Origin of the sequence: Serratia sp. 2880STDY5682894, assembly GCF_001537385.1 — a bacterium.
Classification (GTDB): Bacteria; Pseudomonadota; Gammaproteobacteria; order Enterobacterales; family Enterobacteriaceae; genus Serratia; species Serratia nevei.
Genome location: NZ_FCJA01000015.1, coordinates 20,318 through 35,905, shown reverse-complemented (window position 1 = coordinate 35,905; position 15,588 = coordinate 20,318). Strand labels below are relative to the sequence as shown.

General features: G+C 63.8%; 10 protein-coding genes. 1 reads left to right on the top strand and 9 read right to left on the bottom strand.

From position 1 onward, the window contains the following. Positions 1-122 precede the first annotated feature (122 nt). The 9 genes from AWX27_RS23115 to fes form a co-directional block, all read right to left on the bottom strand. Positions 123-740: a DUF2238 domain-containing protein gene (locus tag AWX27_RS23115; protein ID WP_060425212.1), complete on the bottom strand. Its 618-nt coding sequence runs from the start codon at positions 738-740 to the stop codon at positions 123-125. Between the two features lie 121 nt (positions 741-861). Further along, on the bottom strand, positions 862-1,926 hold the full coding sequence (locus tag AWX27_RS23110; protein ID WP_060425210.1) for a 7-bladed beta-propeller protein YncE: 1,065 nt from the start codon (positions 1,924-1,926) through the stop codon (positions 862-864). Positions 1,927-2,123: 197 nt separating this feature from the next. Then, positions 2,124-2,984, bottom strand: a complete 861-nt coding sequence (locus AWX27_RS23105; protein WP_060425208.1) for an isochorismatase — start codon at positions 2,982-2,984, stop codon at positions 2,124-2,126. A 3-nt stretch (positions 2,985-2,987) separates the two neighbouring features. Beyond that, positions 2,988-4,616 (bottom strand): (2,3-dihydroxybenzoyl)adenylate synthase, encoded by a 1,629-nt coding sequence (locus AWX27_RS23100; protein WP_060425206.1) that lies wholly within the window; start codon positions 4,614-4,616, stop codon positions 2,988-2,990. Positions 4,617-4,623: 7 nt separating this feature from the next. Beyond that, complete coding sequence (locus AWX27_RS23095) at positions 4,624-5,829, bottom strand: isochorismate synthase (RefSeq protein ID WP_060425204.1); 1,206 nt, start codon at positions 5,827-5,829, stop codon at positions 4,624-4,626. A 212-nt stretch (positions 5,830-6,041) separates the two neighbouring features. Next, positions 6,042-7,298, bottom strand: coding sequence for an enterobactin transporter EntS (gene entS / locus AWX27_RS23090; protein ID WP_060425202.1), 1,257 nt, complete (start codon positions 7,296-7,298; stop codon positions 6,042-6,044). A 176-nt stretch (positions 7,299-7,474) separates the two neighbouring features. After that, a complete protein-coding gene (locus tag AWX27_RS23085) occupies positions 7,475-11,419 on the bottom strand; it encodes an enterobactin synthase subunit F (RefSeq protein ID WP_060425200.1) in 3,945 nt (1,314 codons plus the stop codon). 32 nt (positions 11,420-11,451) lie between these two features. Then, positions 11,452-11,658: an MbtH family protein gene (locus AWX27_RS23080; RefSeq protein ID WP_048325765.1), complete on the bottom strand. Its 207-nt coding sequence runs from the start codon at positions 11,656-11,658 to the stop codon at positions 11,452-11,454. After that, positions 11,633-13,012, bottom strand: coding sequence for an enterochelin esterase (gene fes, locus AWX27_RS23075; protein WP_195892974.1), 1,380 nt, complete (start codon positions 13,010-13,012; stop codon positions 11,633-11,635). The genes AWX27_RS23080 and fes overlap by 26 nt, the downstream gene beginning before the upstream one ends. Positions 13,013-13,296: 284 nt before the next feature. Between fes and AWX27_RS23070 the strand changes: the two genes are divergently transcribed. Beyond that, positions 13,297-15,579: a TonB-dependent siderophore receptor gene (locus AWX27_RS23070; RefSeq protein WP_060425198.1), complete on the top strand. Its 2,283-nt coding sequence runs from the start codon at positions 13,297-13,299 to the stop codon at positions 15,577-15,579. Positions 15,580-15,588 lie beyond the last annotated feature (9 nt).

The following is a 15,588-nucleotide window of genomic DNA, read 5'->3' as shown; positions in this document are numbered from 1 at the left end:
CAATTCACAGAGTGAATTTTGCAGCCTTTTTCTAATTCAATGCACGCATAAAGTGGATTAACAAACTGAGCATAAATAAAAAAACCCGCCATAAGGCGGGCCTGATCAACGTCGGAAAATACTCAGCGCAGGCGGCGAATTTGCCGGTCTTGCCAGCCGGCGAACAGCAGCAAACCGCATAGCGCCCCGAGCAGCGCGCAGAACATGTCGGACTGGGTATCCCACGGATCGCCCTGGGTGCCGAGAAACTCGTCGGCACCCTGGCCCAGCGCCAGCGCCGCCCACCACTCGATCAGCTCGTAAACGGCGCTGATGGCCAGCGCGATGCAGCAAACCACAAAGCCCAGCATCTTGCGCCCCTGCACATAGCCGCCGCGCAGCAGGATCTCGCGCGCCACCAGCGCCGGCACCAGCCCCTGGAAAAAATGCCCCAGTTTGTCGTACGGGTTGCGGCCAAGATCCAGCCACTGCTGCACCTCAAACCCCAGCGGCACGCGGGCGTAACTGTACATGCCGCCGAAAATCAGGATCAGCGCATGGAAGAAAATCAGCGTATAGAGCAGCGGCGTCAGCGGATAACGGCGATGGGTCAGCCACAGCAGCGGCAAGGCGATCAATACCGGCGCCACCTCCATCAGCCAGGTGGTGCGATCGTAAGGGCGGATGCCGCTGTGGATCAGCGCGGCCAGCAGCAGCAGGGTGATAATGGACAACAACAGCGGGGTGCGCGAGGCGGGCATAACCAACGTTCCTTCGGGTTAACGGATCAATGCACACTTTATACCGCAGATCCTGGGGCGAAAAAAAACAGGCGGAGCGTCGCCGCTTCGCCTGTTCGGTGTGCGCTTACCCTGAGCGGGATTATTTCAGCGCTACGCGGATCACGTCGTCCGGCGCGGTGGCTTCTTTCTCGCGGCTGGAAGCCTGCTTGACGCTGACGTACAGCGTCTGGCCGTCCGGCGACAGCGCCAGGCTGTTCGGATGGGTCGGCGTCTTGATGGTGTTCAGCACCTTGTAGCTCTTGGCGTCGATTACGCTCACTTCGCCCGCCTGGCGATGGGTGACGTAAACTTCATTGCGCGCCGGGTTGAACAGCACCGCCAGCGATTCCGGCACATCGATCTTGCTCAGGATGTTGCCGTTGCGGGTATCCACCACCAGCACCTGCGGCTGCTTGGAATCGGTGATGAACGCACGATGGGTAGCGGTATCCAGACTGATGTTCAGGAAGAAGTGCTCTTTGGACTCATCCAGCTTCTTGCGCGACAGCACCTTGTTGGATTGGGTGTCGATGGTCACCAGCTCGCCGTCGGCGTTGGTGACGTACAGGCGCTTGGCGGCGGCGTCCAGCGCCAGGCCGGTGCCGTATTTGCCGGTGTCTGTCACGGTGGCGCGCAGGGTCAGATCCTTGCCGTCCACCACCCACACCACGCTGGATTCACCCAGCCCGGTGATGTACAGGGTATCGCTGTCGGCATCCGCCACCAGTTCGCGCGGCGCCAGCGGCTTGACGGTCTCGGAACGCTTGCGCGCGTCCAGCACCAGGCGGCCTTTCACGTCGCCGGTCTTGGCGTCGATGGCGGTCACCGAGTTATTGACGGTGTTGCCGAAGAACAGCGTGCCGGTCTTGGCGTTGACGGCGGCGCCGAACGGTTTGATGTCGTTATGGATAATTTGGGTCACGTCCAGCGTGGTCGGATCCAGACGGTAAACGATGCCGCCCTTGTCCAGCTTACGGCTCTGCGACGTCGCCAGGTAGAGCGCGTTCTCGCTCGGGCTGTAGGCCATTTCATAGGCGCCCTTGCCAACCGGCTTGCGCAGCACTTCCGGCGCGGTCTGCGCCAGCAACGAGTTAGAGAACAACAGCGTGGACAGCAGCATCAGCGGAAATGCCGCACGTTTTCCCTTGGTTATCAAAGTATTCATCGTAATCTCCTTATATCCTTCATACTTGCAGCTACATCGGCGTTGGCTGCGCTCGCTCGCCCCAGTCACTTACCGGAGTAAGCTCCTGGGAACTCACGTTCTTGCCGCCTTGATGCAACTGCAATTATTTTGGATATGGCTCAAAAGAGCGGCGTTTTATGTCAAACCAGACGGCCGCCGCATTATCGTTATTAAAATCAGACTTTCTCTTCGGAAAGCAGCGCCCACCAGCTATCGATGGTCGGGTTGCGCGCCAGCGCGATAAAGTCGATGTCGCCGCGGATCTTGCGCCAACGGGTCGCCAGCTCCATGATGCGCACCGAATCCAGGCCGTAATCGATCAGGTTCTCATCGTTGCCCATGTCTTCGCTGTCCTCATCAAGCAGCGGCAGGATCTGCTGACGCAGCGCATCGATGCTGGCGATACCGGCAGCCGGCAACAGAGACGCGGTGGTCACCACCCGGCCGCATCGGCCGGCGGTGTAACGCAGCGCCATCAGGTGTTCGTCGCGCGAGAAGTCCGCCAGGCCATCGGCCACCATGAACGGCTGGATATTGCGCATGAAGGCGTCGATGGCGGTGGTCAGGCAGCCGATGTGCGCATACACGCCACAGATGATCAGCTGATCGCGGCCGGAATCCTGCAGGATCTCCTGCAGCGGCGAGCGGTGGAAGGCGCTGTAGCGCCATTTCACCAGCACCGTGTCGTCTTCGTCCGGCGCCAGCGCGGCGGTCACCGCCTGCTGCTCAGGGTGTTTGTTCAGGCCCGGCCCCCACATGTCGTTCAACAGCGCGCGATCTTCATCGCTCTGCTGGTTCGGCTGCGCGGTATAGAACACCGGAATGCCCTGCTGTTTGCAGTAGCGGCGCAGGTTGGCGATGTTCTCCACCACCTGTTTAATCAGCGCGCTGTCTTCGCCCCAGAAATTGAGGAAATACTGCTGCATATCGTGGATCAGCAGCGCGGCGCGCTGCGGTTCTACCTGCCAGGTGACTTTATTTTGCGGCAGTTCGTCCGCCGTCGGCAGCGCGTAGTCATTAAGTTTTGGAATGGCCATCGATTAATCTCCCTGAGCCTGAGTCTGTAGTTGCGCGTCGAGCTGCTGGCGCAGCCGTTTTTTGTCCACTTTGCCGACCGGGGTCAGCGGCAGGCTGTCCACCTGAATAAAGCGATCCGGCAGTTTGAAGTCCGCCACGCCCTGCTCGCGCAGGTGGCGACGCAGCACCACCGGCTTCAGCGGCGCGTTGGCGATGATATAGGCGCAGCTCTTCTCCCCCATCAGCGCGTCCGGCATCGACACCAGCGCGGCGTTGATCACGTCCGGATGACGCAGCAGCAGGTTCTCGATCTCCTCGGCGGCGATCTTTTCCCCGCCGCGGTTGATCTGGTCTTTCTGCCGCCCCTGCACGGTGATGTAGCCGTCTTCGCTGATGCTGATCAGATCGCCGGAGCAGTAGAAACCGTCGGCATCGAAGGCGTCGGCGTTGTGCGCCGGGCTCTGGTAGTAACCGCGGAAGGTATAAGGCCCGCGCGTCATCAACCGCCCGACCTCGCCCGCCGGCAACGGATTGCCGTCGTCATCCGCCACCCATACTTCGTCGTCCGGCGACATCGGCCGCCCTTGCGTCGTCAGGATGTGGCGTTCGTCGTCGTCCAGCCGGGTGTAGTTCACCAGCCCTTCCGCCATGCCGAACACCTGCTGCAGTTGGCAGCCGATTTCGTTCTGAATGCGTGCCGCCAGCGTTTCGCCCAGCTTGGCGCCGCCCACCTGCAGCAGTTTCAGGCTGGCGAGCTGGGCATTGCCGCCCCACTCTTCGATCGCCTGCAGCCACAGCGTGACCGCCGGCGGTACCAGCGCCGTCACGTTGATTTGGTGCTGTTCGATCAGGCGGAAGCACTGCCCGGCGTCCGGATCGGCGGCGAACACCACCAGCCCGGCGCCATAAAACACGCCCAGCACGCCCGGCGAACTCATCGGGTAGTTGTGCGCCACCGGCAGCGCGCACAGATAGCGGGTCTGCGCGTCGAAACGGCAGATCTCCACGCTGCGGCGAATGCTGTAGTAGTAATCATTGTGGGTGCGCGGGATCAGCTTCGGCGTACCGGTGCTGCCGCCGGAAAGCTGGAAGAACGCCACCTGATCGGCCGCGGAAGGCTGCGCGACGAAACCGTCGCTCGCTTCGTCCAGCCAGGCGGCTAGCGCCAGTTCACCCTCGGGCTGGCTGCGCAGCGCCACAACCCGCAGCGAAGGATGCGCATCGCGGAAGGCGTTCAGGAATTGATCGTCGGCAAACAGCCCGTGCTGGCGATCGGCGATCAGCAGCGCCGGTTTGATCTGCTCGGCATAGGCGTTCAGCTCGCTGCGCTGATGGCTGAACAGCGCGTTGACCGGCGCCACGCCAATTTTCAGCAGCGCGAAGAACACGATATAAAACTCCGCCACGTTGCCCAGCTGGACCAACGCGGTGTCGCCGGATTTCACGCCGCGGCGCAGCAGAGCGGCCGCCAGGCGATCGGCGCGCTGCTGCAGCTCGCGGTAGGTCAGGCTGCCCTGGGCGTCGATAATCGCCGGGGCGTCGTTGTTGGCCTGGCGATCGAGGATCTCGGTCAGCGGCTTGTCAGTCCAGTAGCCGCGTTCGCGATAGCGGCTGGCGAACTCCGCCGGCCAGGGGGTAAAGGCAATGCTCATCTTGTCGTTATCCTTGATTCATACCAAAGGCACGCAGAATGGTGCTGAGTTTGGTGCCTGTTTCATGCCATTCAGATTCGGGTGAAGAGTCTTCCACGATGCCGGCGCCGGCGAACAGCCGCACCCGGTTGCCGTCAACGGTGCCACAGCGGATAGTCACTACCCACTCGCCGTTGCCTTCGTCGTCGCACCAGCCGACGATGCCGCCGAACAGGCCGCGATCGAACGGCTCCAGCTTGCCGATCAGGGCGTGCGCCTCGGCCGTCGGCATGCCGCACAGCGCCGGCGTCGGGTGCAGCAGGCAGGCCAGCGACAGGGCATTTTCGTCTGGAGACGCCGCCTCGCCGTCGATCGGCGTAGAGAGATGCCACAGCGTCGTGGTGGTCAACAATTCAGGGGTGTGCGGCACGTTCAGGTAACGGCAGCGGCCGGCCAGCACGTCACGCATGCTTTCGGTGACGATGCGATGCTCGTGGCGATCCTTCGCCGAGGCCATCAGCCGCTCTCCCACTTCGCGATCGCGCTGCGGATCGGCCTCGCGCCGGGCGGAACCGGCCAGCGGATTGGAATAGAAACGGCCGCCGTCCTGGCGCAGCAGCAGCTCCGGGCTGGCGCCCAACAGCGCGCCCTGCTCCAGCGGCACATGGAAATGGAAACCGTGCGGGTTCTGGGCAATCACGCGCGCCATCAGCGCATGGCGATCCACCGGCTGGCGCGTTTCGATCTCCAGCAGGCGCGACAGCACCACTTTATCCAGTTCGCCGGCCTTCATCGCGTCGACGGCGTCGCTGACCATCTTCATAAACGGCTGCTGCGGCGGCAGCTCCGTCACGCCGGCCAGTTCAGGGCCGTTCGCCGCGGGCCGAACGCCGGCCATAAAGGCGGCGCGATCGAACCAGCGGCTCTGCTGCGGAATAAACAGCGCCGAAGGCTGCCGGGTATCGAACGGGATGGCGCCGCACAGCAGCGGCTTTTTGATGCCGGCCTGACGGGCCTCGGCAAACGCCTGCCGCACGCTGCGCTGGAACTCGCCGTTCAGGTCGGCGCCGTCTGCGGCCGGCAGGCGAATGCGGCTGAAACAACCGGTGGTGGTCAAGCTGCGGAAAGGAGAGGTAAAGAAGAAGCCCGACGCCGGAGAAAAATCAGCGGCGAACCGGTGTTCTTCGCGCTCCTGCATTTCCTTTCGATTGATGTCGTTCACGGCAGTATCCATCGCTTCGCCCTCAAGGATTTGAAGTGATAACCAATATAATAATGATTATCATTTGAGTTAATTCCGCGCTAAATTACTCGCCGATATTTGCTATGTCAATAAACGTAAGCACTTCTTTCATTTCGAAATCATGACATAAACGCTGTGGGTTTTACGCATGCCGATGATAAGCATTGCTATTTGATCCCACAGCGTTGTCTTAACGCGTTCGACTACTTTTCTGTGGCGGGCTGCGGCTCCGGTTTGTGCAGCGTGACCTGGCGCAAACCGGTCATGGCGAACAGCAACAGGATGCCGAGCACCGCCGCGCCGAAGCCGAAACCGCTGGCGCTCATCGCCGGCAGCATGAAGGCGCCCATCGCCCCCAGCAATAATGCGCCCAGCGCATCGCCCACCACGTTCTGCGCCGTCCACAGGCCGTTGATGCGGCCGAGGAAGTTGTCCGGCGTCAGGCTCTGGATCAGGCCGTATTGCAGCAGCGAGTTCAGCGCGCTCAGGTAGCCGAACGCCACCAGGCACAGCAACGCCAGGCTGTACCACGGCATCAGGCCGAACAGGCCAATGGCGGCGAACGCCGCGATCGCCGTCAGCAGCATCACCCAGCCGGGGCGCGCCACGTGCGCCACGCGCCCGCTGGTGAACGCACCGATGGCCGCGCCGAGCGGCACGGCGGCGTACATATAGCCGAGGTGGGCAGCGTCGATGTGCCAGCTCTCCGCCATCGCCGGGTACAGCACGCGCACCGCGCTGGCCATGGTCAGCAGCGCGCCGATCAGCGCCACCATGCCGATCACCTTGTTCTGGAACAGGAAGGCGAAGCCGCCCGCCAACGCGCGCAGCGGGTGTTCACGCGGCTGCGGCGGCGGTATCAGCTGCGGCAGGCTCAGCAGCGGCAGCAGCGTCAACAGGGTGCCAAACGCCGCCAGGCCGTAGTTCCAGGCAATGCCCATATGGGCAATCACCAGGCCGCCAATCGCCGGGGAAAGAATCGAGCCGAAGCGCACCGTCAGCATGCTGATGGCGCCTGCCTGCACGATGTTTTCGCGGCCCACCAGCGCCGGCGTGGCCGCCAGCAGCGCCGTCACCCCCACCGCGCCGAAGAAGCCGTCCCACACCGCCAGCAGATAAATGGCCGCCAGCGAAGGCGACGGCAATAGGGCGTTGAGGCACAGGCCGACGAAGCCGACGCCGCAGGTGGAACGCGCGAACAGGATCAGCCGGCGCCGCTCATAGCGATCGGCCAATACGCCTCCCATCAGCAGCCCGGCGAACATGCCGCCGCCGGCCAGCGTCACCGCCAGCCCGACCTGCAGGGTGGAACCGGTCAGCGCCTGGATCTGCACCGGGATGGCGATCGCCATCAGCCCCAGCGCCACAATGGAGATAAAGCGCGCGCAGAATACCGCGCGGAAAGCCCGGTTGGTTTTCAGCAGGCTAAAATCAAGCAGGATGGAGGGTTTGCTACTCATCGGTTGTTCACCACATCTTTAAACGGGGATTCTGCAGTTGCGGGGCGCTATGCTAGCACAGATGGCGAAATCAATAATGATAATAAAACTCATTGATATTCAACTGTGAGCAACCGCAAGAAACGCCGCCACACGCGGGGTAATCCCCGTGCCTGGCGGCGAGATGACGGGCGCGATTACAGCGTGCGCAAGATCCGGTTCAGCAGCGGCCCCAGCACTTTGAACGACGCCGGCGAAACGATATCGACATGCGCGCAGTCCAGCTCGTGCGCCTGCAGCGCATCGACGTACTGCGACCAGGTCTGCTGCACGTCCATCCCTTCCTGCAACGTGCGTTTGGCGACGAACAGCGTCGCCTGGCCGCGGAAGCGGGCGGTGCGCGTGTGCGACAGCAACCGCACCGAATCGGCGTAGTTGGCTTCGATGTTGTCGAACATCGCCGTGCGCGTCTCGCCCAGCGCCGGATCGAGCGTATCCTGCGACACCGCCAGGAACTGCTCGCGCTCGCGCTGCACTTCCTTCAACACGTTGTCGTCCAGCATCACGTCCCAGTTTTGGGTCTCCGGCGGATAGGTATCCAGCAGGCCGAGGAACGCCACCTGCTCGCCGCGCGCCTGCAGCCGGGCGGCGATGCCCTGCGCCAGCGTGCCGCCCAGCGAGTAGCCGATGAAGTGGTACGGCCCGTGCGGCTGTACCTGCAACACCGTCTGCAGGTGGGCATCCACCACCTGATCCATATCTTCGCTCAGCGCCAGCGGGCCGTCCGGCCGCGGCGACTGGATACCGACCAGCGACCAGTGCTGATCGAGATAGCGCGGCAATACGCTGAACTGCCAGGAGAAACCGGACGCCGGGTGCAGACAGAACAGCGTCGGCCCCTCGGTGACGCGCAGCGGCAATACGCTGTCGAAGCCGCTGCGATCGGCCTCTTCCTGCGTGCGATCTTCCGCCAGCAAGGCGGCCAGCTGCTCAACGCGCGACGCCACCATCACCTGGCCGACGGACACCGCCTTGCCCAGATCGCGGCGCAGCTCCGCCGCCAGACGCATCGCCAGCAGCGAATGGCCGCCGAGCGCGAAGAAATCGTCGTCGGCGAACACCTGCTCGCGCTGCAGCAAACGGGCGAACACCGCCGCGATCTCGCTTTCCAGCCCGGCCTGCGGCGGCCGTCCTGCCTTGCGCTCACCGCCCTGCGGCTGCGGCAAGGCCTTGCGATCCAGCTTGCCGTTGGCGCTCAGCGGCAAATCACTCATTTCCACCAGCGCCACCGGCACCATGTGCGGTGGCAGACGGTCGGCCAGCGCCGCACGCAGGGCTTCCGCATCCCAGTTCGCGCCGGGCTGCATCACCAGATAACCCACCAGCTGGCGCGCATCGCCGCCGGCGTCCACCGGCGTGCCCTGCAGCACCAGCGCGTGCGTCACCGCCTGGCGCACGCCCGGCAGCGACAGCAAGGCGTGGTCGATTTCGCTCAGCTCGATACGCTGCCCGCGGATCTTCAGCTGGTCGTCGCTGCGGCCCAAATATTCCACCGTGCCGTCCGGCAGCCAGCGCGCCACGTCGCCGGTGCGGTACATGCGCCCGCCCTCGCCGAACGGATCGGCGACAAAGCGGCTGGCGGTCAGATCCGGCCGGCCAAGGTAGCCGTGCGCCAGCTGCACGCCGGTCAGATACAGATCGCCCGCCACGCCCGGCGGCACCGGCCGCAGGCGCGCGTCAAGAATACGCAGCCCGGTGTTCCATACCGGCAGACCGATCGGCACGTTGGCGCCGGTCACTTTCGCCAGAGCGTCGCCGTAAGCCGGATGCCAGGTCACGTCCACCGCCGCTTCGGTCGGGCCGTAGAGGTTGTGCAACGGCACCGCCGTGCGGCTTTGCCACAGGCGGCACAGCTCCGCCGGCAGCGCTTCGCCGCTGCAGAACACCTGGCGCAGCGCGGCGCAGCTCGCCACTGCCGCGTCGTCGTCCAGGGCGGCCACGAAAGCCGCCAGCATCGACGGCACGAAGTGCAGCGTGGTAATGCGATGTTGTGCGATCAGCTGTTGCAGCTGCTGCGGGTCGCGATGCGCCTCCGGTGGCGCCATCACCAGCCGGGCGCCCACCATCAGCGGCCAGAAGAATTCCCACACCGAGACGTCGAAACTGCACGGCGTTTTCTGCAGCACCGCGTCGTTCGCCCCCAGCGGGTACTGGTGTTGCATCCACAGCAGGCGGTTGACGATCGCCTGATGGCCGACCAGCACGCCTTTCGGACGCCCGGTGGAGCCGGAGGTAAAGATGATATAGGCCGCATGGTCCGGCGTCGGGCCCGCGATCGCCACCCCGGCGGCGTGATCGGCCGCCAGTGGCGCGTCATACAGCAAGATTTCGCCCTTGTCGGCGAAACGCGCCTGCTGCGCCGGGTTGGTGATGACCAGCCGCGGCGCGGCGTCTTCCAGCATCATCGCCAGCCGTTCGTCCGGATAACCGGTGTCCAGCGGCAGATAGGCGGCGCCCGCTTCCACGATCGCCATCAACGCCAGCGACAGGAACACCGAACGCGGCAACGCCACTGCCACGATGTCGCCCGGCCGCACGCCCTGCGCCACCAGCTCGCGCGCCAGCGCCGTGACCTGCTCGCGCGTTTCGCGGTAGGTAAAGCTGAAATGCGCATCCGCCAGCGCCGGCGCGTCTGGCGTGGTTTGCGCCTGCTGCGCCAGCAGCTGGCTCAGCGTGGTCGCCGGTACCGGGTGCGTCGTGTCGTTGACCCGCGCCAGCAGCGCGTGATCGTCGGCGGTCAGCATATCGGCTTCGCCGATCGGCAACGTTGCCTGCGCGGCGAACTGCGCCAGCAGCAGCGGCAGCCGCTGCAGGTGCGCCTGCAGTTCCTGGCGGCTGTATCGCTCGGCGTTGGCCAGCAGTTCCACCTTCAGGTGATGGTGCTCGTCGATAAACAGCGCAATCTCCAGATCGCGCACCGGCCCGGAGGCCAGATCGTGGGTGATGCCTTCGATACCGGCGAAGTCCAGCTGGTAATCGAACATTTTGAAGTTGAAGACCGTGCCGTACAGCGGTTCGCCGTCGCCGATGCGCCCCAGATCGCGCTGCACCTGTTCGGCGTCGTAGCGCTGATGGCGGCGCACCGTTTTCAGCTCGCGGCTGATGCGGGCGGCGGCCTCATACAGCGTGGCCTGCGGCTCGAGGTGCATCTCCATCGGCAGCACGTTGATCACCGGGCCGGCGGCGCACAGGGCGGCCGATCCGGTACGGCGCATGAAGATAAAACCGGCGCTGAAGCTCGGTTGGCCACTCAGGCGCGATACCCACAGCGCCACCAGCGCCACCGCCATATCGGCGGCGTTCAGCTTCTGCTGCGCGCCGCACTGCACCAGTTCGGCGAAGGCCTGCGGATCGCAGCGCTGTTCCAGCCGGTGGATGCGCGGCGTGGGGGTTTGCCCGGCCAGCGGCTGCGGGCAAAGGGTCGCCGGCGGCGGCAGCTGCCGCGCTTTTTCGAGCCAGAAATCGGCGTCGCGCTGCCAGGCCGGCGCCTCCCGGTAAGCCTGGTATTCCGCCACCACGTCGCTGAACGCCGTGAAAGGCGTCGGTTCCAGCGCGTCGCCGCGGCAAAGATGGGTGTAAATCGCCGCCACGCGGCGAGCGATGGCGGTGAAGCTGAAACCGTCCACCAGCAGATGGTGATAGCGCTGATACCAGAACCAGCGGTCATCCGCGAGGCGCATCACCACATGGCGATACAGCGGCGCGCCGCTGCCGGCGCGCAGATCGCTCGCCAGATCGATATCCATCAGCGCGCGCGCGGCGGCTTCGGGGTCCGGCGACGTCGTCAGATCGACGAGTTCCGGCTCGTGCACCGCCAGCGCGTCGTCCAGCCATTGCACCGGCACGCCGTCGCGTTCCGCAAAACGCAGGCGCAGCATATCCACCTCGCCCAGGCCCTGGGTAATGGCCTGCAGCAGAGGCTCTACGGCAATGGGGCCGTTGAGTTCGATGGCGTGGGCCACCGCGTAGGCATTGCGATGCGGGGAAATTTGATCGGCGACCCAGATGCCGGGTTGCGCCGCGACCAGCGGCCATTCGCCCGCAAGCGCCGGGCCGCTGAGAGAGTTAGGGGTGTGTGACACTGCTTATTGCTCCCGTGATTACCTGGCGCCGGTCACGCCTCGCGTGCTGCGACCGGCAGAATGTCTTGCCAATGCTGTTCCAGCCATTCGGCGCACGCAGTGCGCGCCGCCGGGCCGAAGACGATCGTCCACTCGGACGGAATGGCGCGGAAATCCGGCCACAAACTGTATTGTTGTTGTACGTTGCGCAGCACCAGGCTGCGCTGCTGTTGATCATCGAACGGATTCAGGCTTTCCATCATGTGTTCCTCGAGCCGTTGCCGTCGCCGATGCCGGATAAGCGGTGGCGAAAGCGGAAGCCCAGACCGCCTGCAGCCCGTCGGTCAGGCCGCTGCGCCAGCACAGCGCGTCGTGCCCGCCCTCCACCACCCGGTAGTGCACCCGATGGCCGGCGTCGCTCAGGCGCGCCGCCATTTCGCCGCTGACCCGGTGCACCAGCTTTTCCTGCGAACCGGCTTCCATAAATACCTTCAGCGCGCCGTGGTTGCCCAGGCCGTGTCGTTCCACCTGCTGCATCAGCCAGCAGGCATCGTCGGGAATGCTCGGCAACTGCAGCATGTCGCGCCGCGGCCACCAGTAGGAACCAGACTGAGTGATCACCGCGCCGAAGCGCTGCGGCCAGCGCAGGCCGGCATACAGGGAAGCCAGGCCGCCAAAGCTTTGCCCCGCCACCACCGTATCGGCCGGTTTGTCGCTGTGCGGCGCCCAGTCGGCCAGCTGCGGCATCAGTTCTTCCTGCACCGCCAGCCAGAAATCGTCCTTGCAGGTCAGTTCGCGCGACCGGTGCGGCAGATCGATAATGTCGATCAGCACATACACCGCTTCCGGCAATGCCCCTTCACGGGTCAGCTGCATCAGCGGCTCCCAAACCGGCATCTGCTTTGCCCAGAACTGGCCGTCGAGCAGAATAGCCAACGGACGCTCGGCCGGCTTGCTGTCACCGGTGGTGTAGATCCAGACGTCGCGGCTGTTGCCCAGGCGCTCGCTTTGCCAGGTATGGCGCTGCAAACGCGCCGGCAGCGGTGGCGTACAGCGCCCGCTGGCGATCTCGTACTCGTCGAACGAGCGCCATACCGGCTGCGGCGGCGCATCCGGCATGTGCAGGCCGGAGACGCTGTGGCCGCTGGCGCTTTGCCAGGAGCGATACGGGTTGAGCAGATCGGGGGTGGCGCTGGCGAACACCTGGTGCCACCAGTGGCGCAGGTTGTGCATGTTGGTGTGCGCATCGTCGCCGCTGAACGCCGGCGGCCGCTCGTCAAAGCAGGGGATAAAGCAGTAGCTGCCGCGCCAGGCGCCGCTCAGCTCGGTCTGCCAGTACCACACGTCGGTGCCGGCCAAACGCTGCAGGCTTTGCGGCGGATTCGGCTGATGATGGTCGGTCAGGCAGTTGATGTTGATCCACACGCGACGGTAGGCGGAGGTCAATTCGCATCCCTGAGGATCGCGCCAGAAAAAGGTGGTTCGCCAACGGCCGTTACCCGCCGGTTCTACCCATGGCGTACCGCGTCGTGCCACCGTCAACCACCACCCTGGACTGCCCGCATTGCTGCTGGCCAATAATCTGCTGCTTTCTGACTGTAGTTCTGTATTCACAACGCCTACCCATTTTGTAGTTGGCGGCACCGGGAACATCGACTTTTCCCTATCGCCGGCCACCGCCCGAACGCACTGTACGCCAAATACTATTGATAATAATTTGCATTTGCAATAGTGTGTAAGGCTTGGAGATCGTGCTGGTATTGCGCGCAACGGACAGGGATCGGGGATACATCAATGGCATCCCTTGCCGCAGCCGATTTTCTATTTCCGACTACACAAAAACTACAACCGCCCTTCCCCCCGTTCGGCGAGGGATGGCAGCAAGGTAGGACACTCAGATGAAAAGCAAGCTATCACGTTATTCTTTAGCCACTCTTATCGGCTTGGGATTGGGCGCGTCCGCGTTCGCCAACGCCGCGCAGCAGACCGACACCACCACCACGGAAGAAAACAGCGGCACCACGGATAAAAAGCCGCGCGGCGAAGACACCATCGTCGTGACCGCCGCCCGGCAGAACCTGCAGGCGCCGGGGGTGTCCACCATCACCGCCGAAGAGATCAAAAAACGCCCGCCGGCGCGCGACATCAGCGAACTGATCCGCACCATGCCAGGGGTTAACCTGACCGGCAACTCCACCAGCGGCCAGCGCGGCAACAATCGCCAGATCGATATCCGCGGCATGGGCCCGGAAAACACCCTGATTCTGATCGACGGCAAACCGGCCTCCAGCCGCAACTCGGTGCGTCAGGGCTGGCGCGGCGAGCGCGACTCGCGCGGCGATACCGCCTGGGTGCCGCCGGAAATGATCGAACGCATCGAAGTGCTGCGCGGCCCGGCCGCCGCGCGCTACGGCAACGGCGCCGCGGGCGGCGTGGTCAACATCATCACCAAGAAGGCCGGCGATGCGCTGCACGGCTCGCTGAACGGCTACTTCAACGTGCCGCAGCACAAGCAGGAGGGCGCCACCAAGCGCACCGACTTCAGTCTGTCCGGCCCGCTGAGCGATTCCCTGAGCTTCCGCCTGTTCGGCGGCTACAGCAAAACGCAGGCCGACGCCTGGGACATTAACGAATCGCATAAATCCGAACGCGTAGGCGCCTACGCCAACAGCCTGCCCGCCGGGCGCGAAGGGGTGGTCGATAAAAACATCGACGCCCTGCTGCATTGGGACTTCGCCCATCTGCAGTCATTGGAATTCGAGTATGCCTACGGCCGTCAGGGCAACCTGTATTCCGGCGATACCCAGAACACCAATACCAATGCCCTGGTGCAGAGCAACTACGGCAAAGAGACTAACCGCATCTACCGTGAAACCTTCGGCCTGACCCACCGCGGCGCCTGGGACAACGGCGTGAGCACCAACAACTACGTGCAGTTCGAGCGCACCCGCAATACCCGCCTGAACGAAGGCCTGGCCGGCGGCACCGAAGGCATCTTCGACACCAAAAATACCGGTTTCGGCACCACCAAGCTGGACGACTTCCTGGCGCACAGCGAAGTCAGCGTGCCGTTTGAGCTGGGCGTTTCACAGACCGCCACCCTGGGTACCGAGTGGACCCAACAGCGGATGAAAGACGGCACCTCCACCAGCCAAACGCTGATGGGCGGCACTATTCCCGGCATGGGCAACGGCACGCGCAGCCCTTACGCTTCCGCGCATATCTTCTCGCTGTTCGCCGAAGACAACATTGAGCTGACCGACACCACCATGCTGACACCGGGTCTACGTTACGATCTGCATTCAGAATCCGGCAACAACTGGAGCCCGGCGCTGAACCTGTCGCAGGAACTGGGCGACTACTTCACGCTGAAAATGGGCATCGCCCGTTCTTACAAGGCACCGACCCTGTACCAGACCAACGGCAACTACCTGCTGTACAGCAAAGGTCAAGGGTGTGCGGGCAGCGATGTCAGAAACGGCTGCTACCTGCTCGGTAACGACGATCTGAAGGCGGAAACCAGCGTCAACAAAGAGATCGGGCTGGAGTTCCATAACGAAGGCTGGCTGGCCGGCGTGACCTACTTCCGCAACGATTACCACAACAAAATTGAAGCGGGTAACTCGCGCATCGCCACCAGCAGCACCGGCACGGCGGTCTACCAGTGGGAGAACGTACCGAAAGCGGTGGTGCAGGGGCTGGAAGGCTCGTTGAACGTGCCGGTCAGCGAGACCGTCACCTGGAGCAACAACGCCACCTACATGATCGAGAACAAGAACAAGACCACCGGCGATTACCTGTCGGTGATCCCGAAGTTCACCGTCAACTCGACCCTCAGCTGGCAGGCTACGCAGGATCTGTCGATGCAGTCCACCCTGACCTGGTACGGCCGTCAGAAGCCGAAGAAGTACAACTACCAGGGTAAACCGGCCACCGGCGGCGAAACCCGCGAGGTCAGCCCTTATGCCGTCGTCGGCGCCAGCGCGACCTATGACCTGACCAAAAACGTCAGCGTCACCGCCGGCATCGACAACCTGTTCGACAAACGCCAGTTCCGCGCCGGTAACGCGCAGAACGTGGGCGACCCGATTACCGGCGCGATCAACATCGCCGGCGCGGGCGCGGCCACCTACAACGAACCGGGCCGTACCTACTACATGAGCATCAACACCCACTTCTGATGACATGAC

What these genes read in the sequence shown, in the direction of transcription:
- AWX27_RS23115 (WP_060425212.1), bottom strand. Translation starts at nt 740, where the DNA reads ATGCCCGCCTCGCGCACCCCGCTGTTGTTGTCCATTATCACCCTGCTG.
- AWX27_RS23110 (WP_060425210.1), bottom strand. Translation starts at nt 1,926, where the DNA reads ATGAATACTTTGATAACCAAGGGAAAACGTGCGGCATTTCCGCTGATG.
- AWX27_RS23105 (WP_060425208.1), bottom strand. Translation starts at nt 2,984, where the DNA reads ATGGCCATTCCAAAACTTAATGACTACGCGCTGCCGACGGCGGACGAA.
- AWX27_RS23100 (WP_060425206.1), bottom strand. Translation starts at nt 4,616, where the DNA reads ATGAGCATTGCCTTTACCCCCTGGCCGGCGGAGTTCGCCAGCCGCTAT.
- AWX27_RS23080 (WP_048325765.1), bottom strand. Translation starts at nt 11,658, where the DNA reads ATGGAAAGCCTGAATCCGTTCGATGATCAACAGCAGCGCAGCCTGGTG.
- entS (WP_060425202.1), bottom strand. Translation starts at nt 7,298, where the DNA reads ATGAGTAGCAAACCCTCCATCCTGCTTGATTTTAGCCTGCTGAAAACC.
- AWX27_RS23095 (WP_060425204.1), bottom strand. Translation starts at nt 5,829, where the DNA reads ATGGATACTGCCGTGAACGACATCAATCGAAAGGAAATGCAGGAGCGC.
- AWX27_RS23070 (WP_060425198.1), top strand. Translation starts at nt 13,297, where the DNA reads ATGAAAAGCAAGCTATCACGTTATTCTTTAGCCACTCTTATCGGCTTG.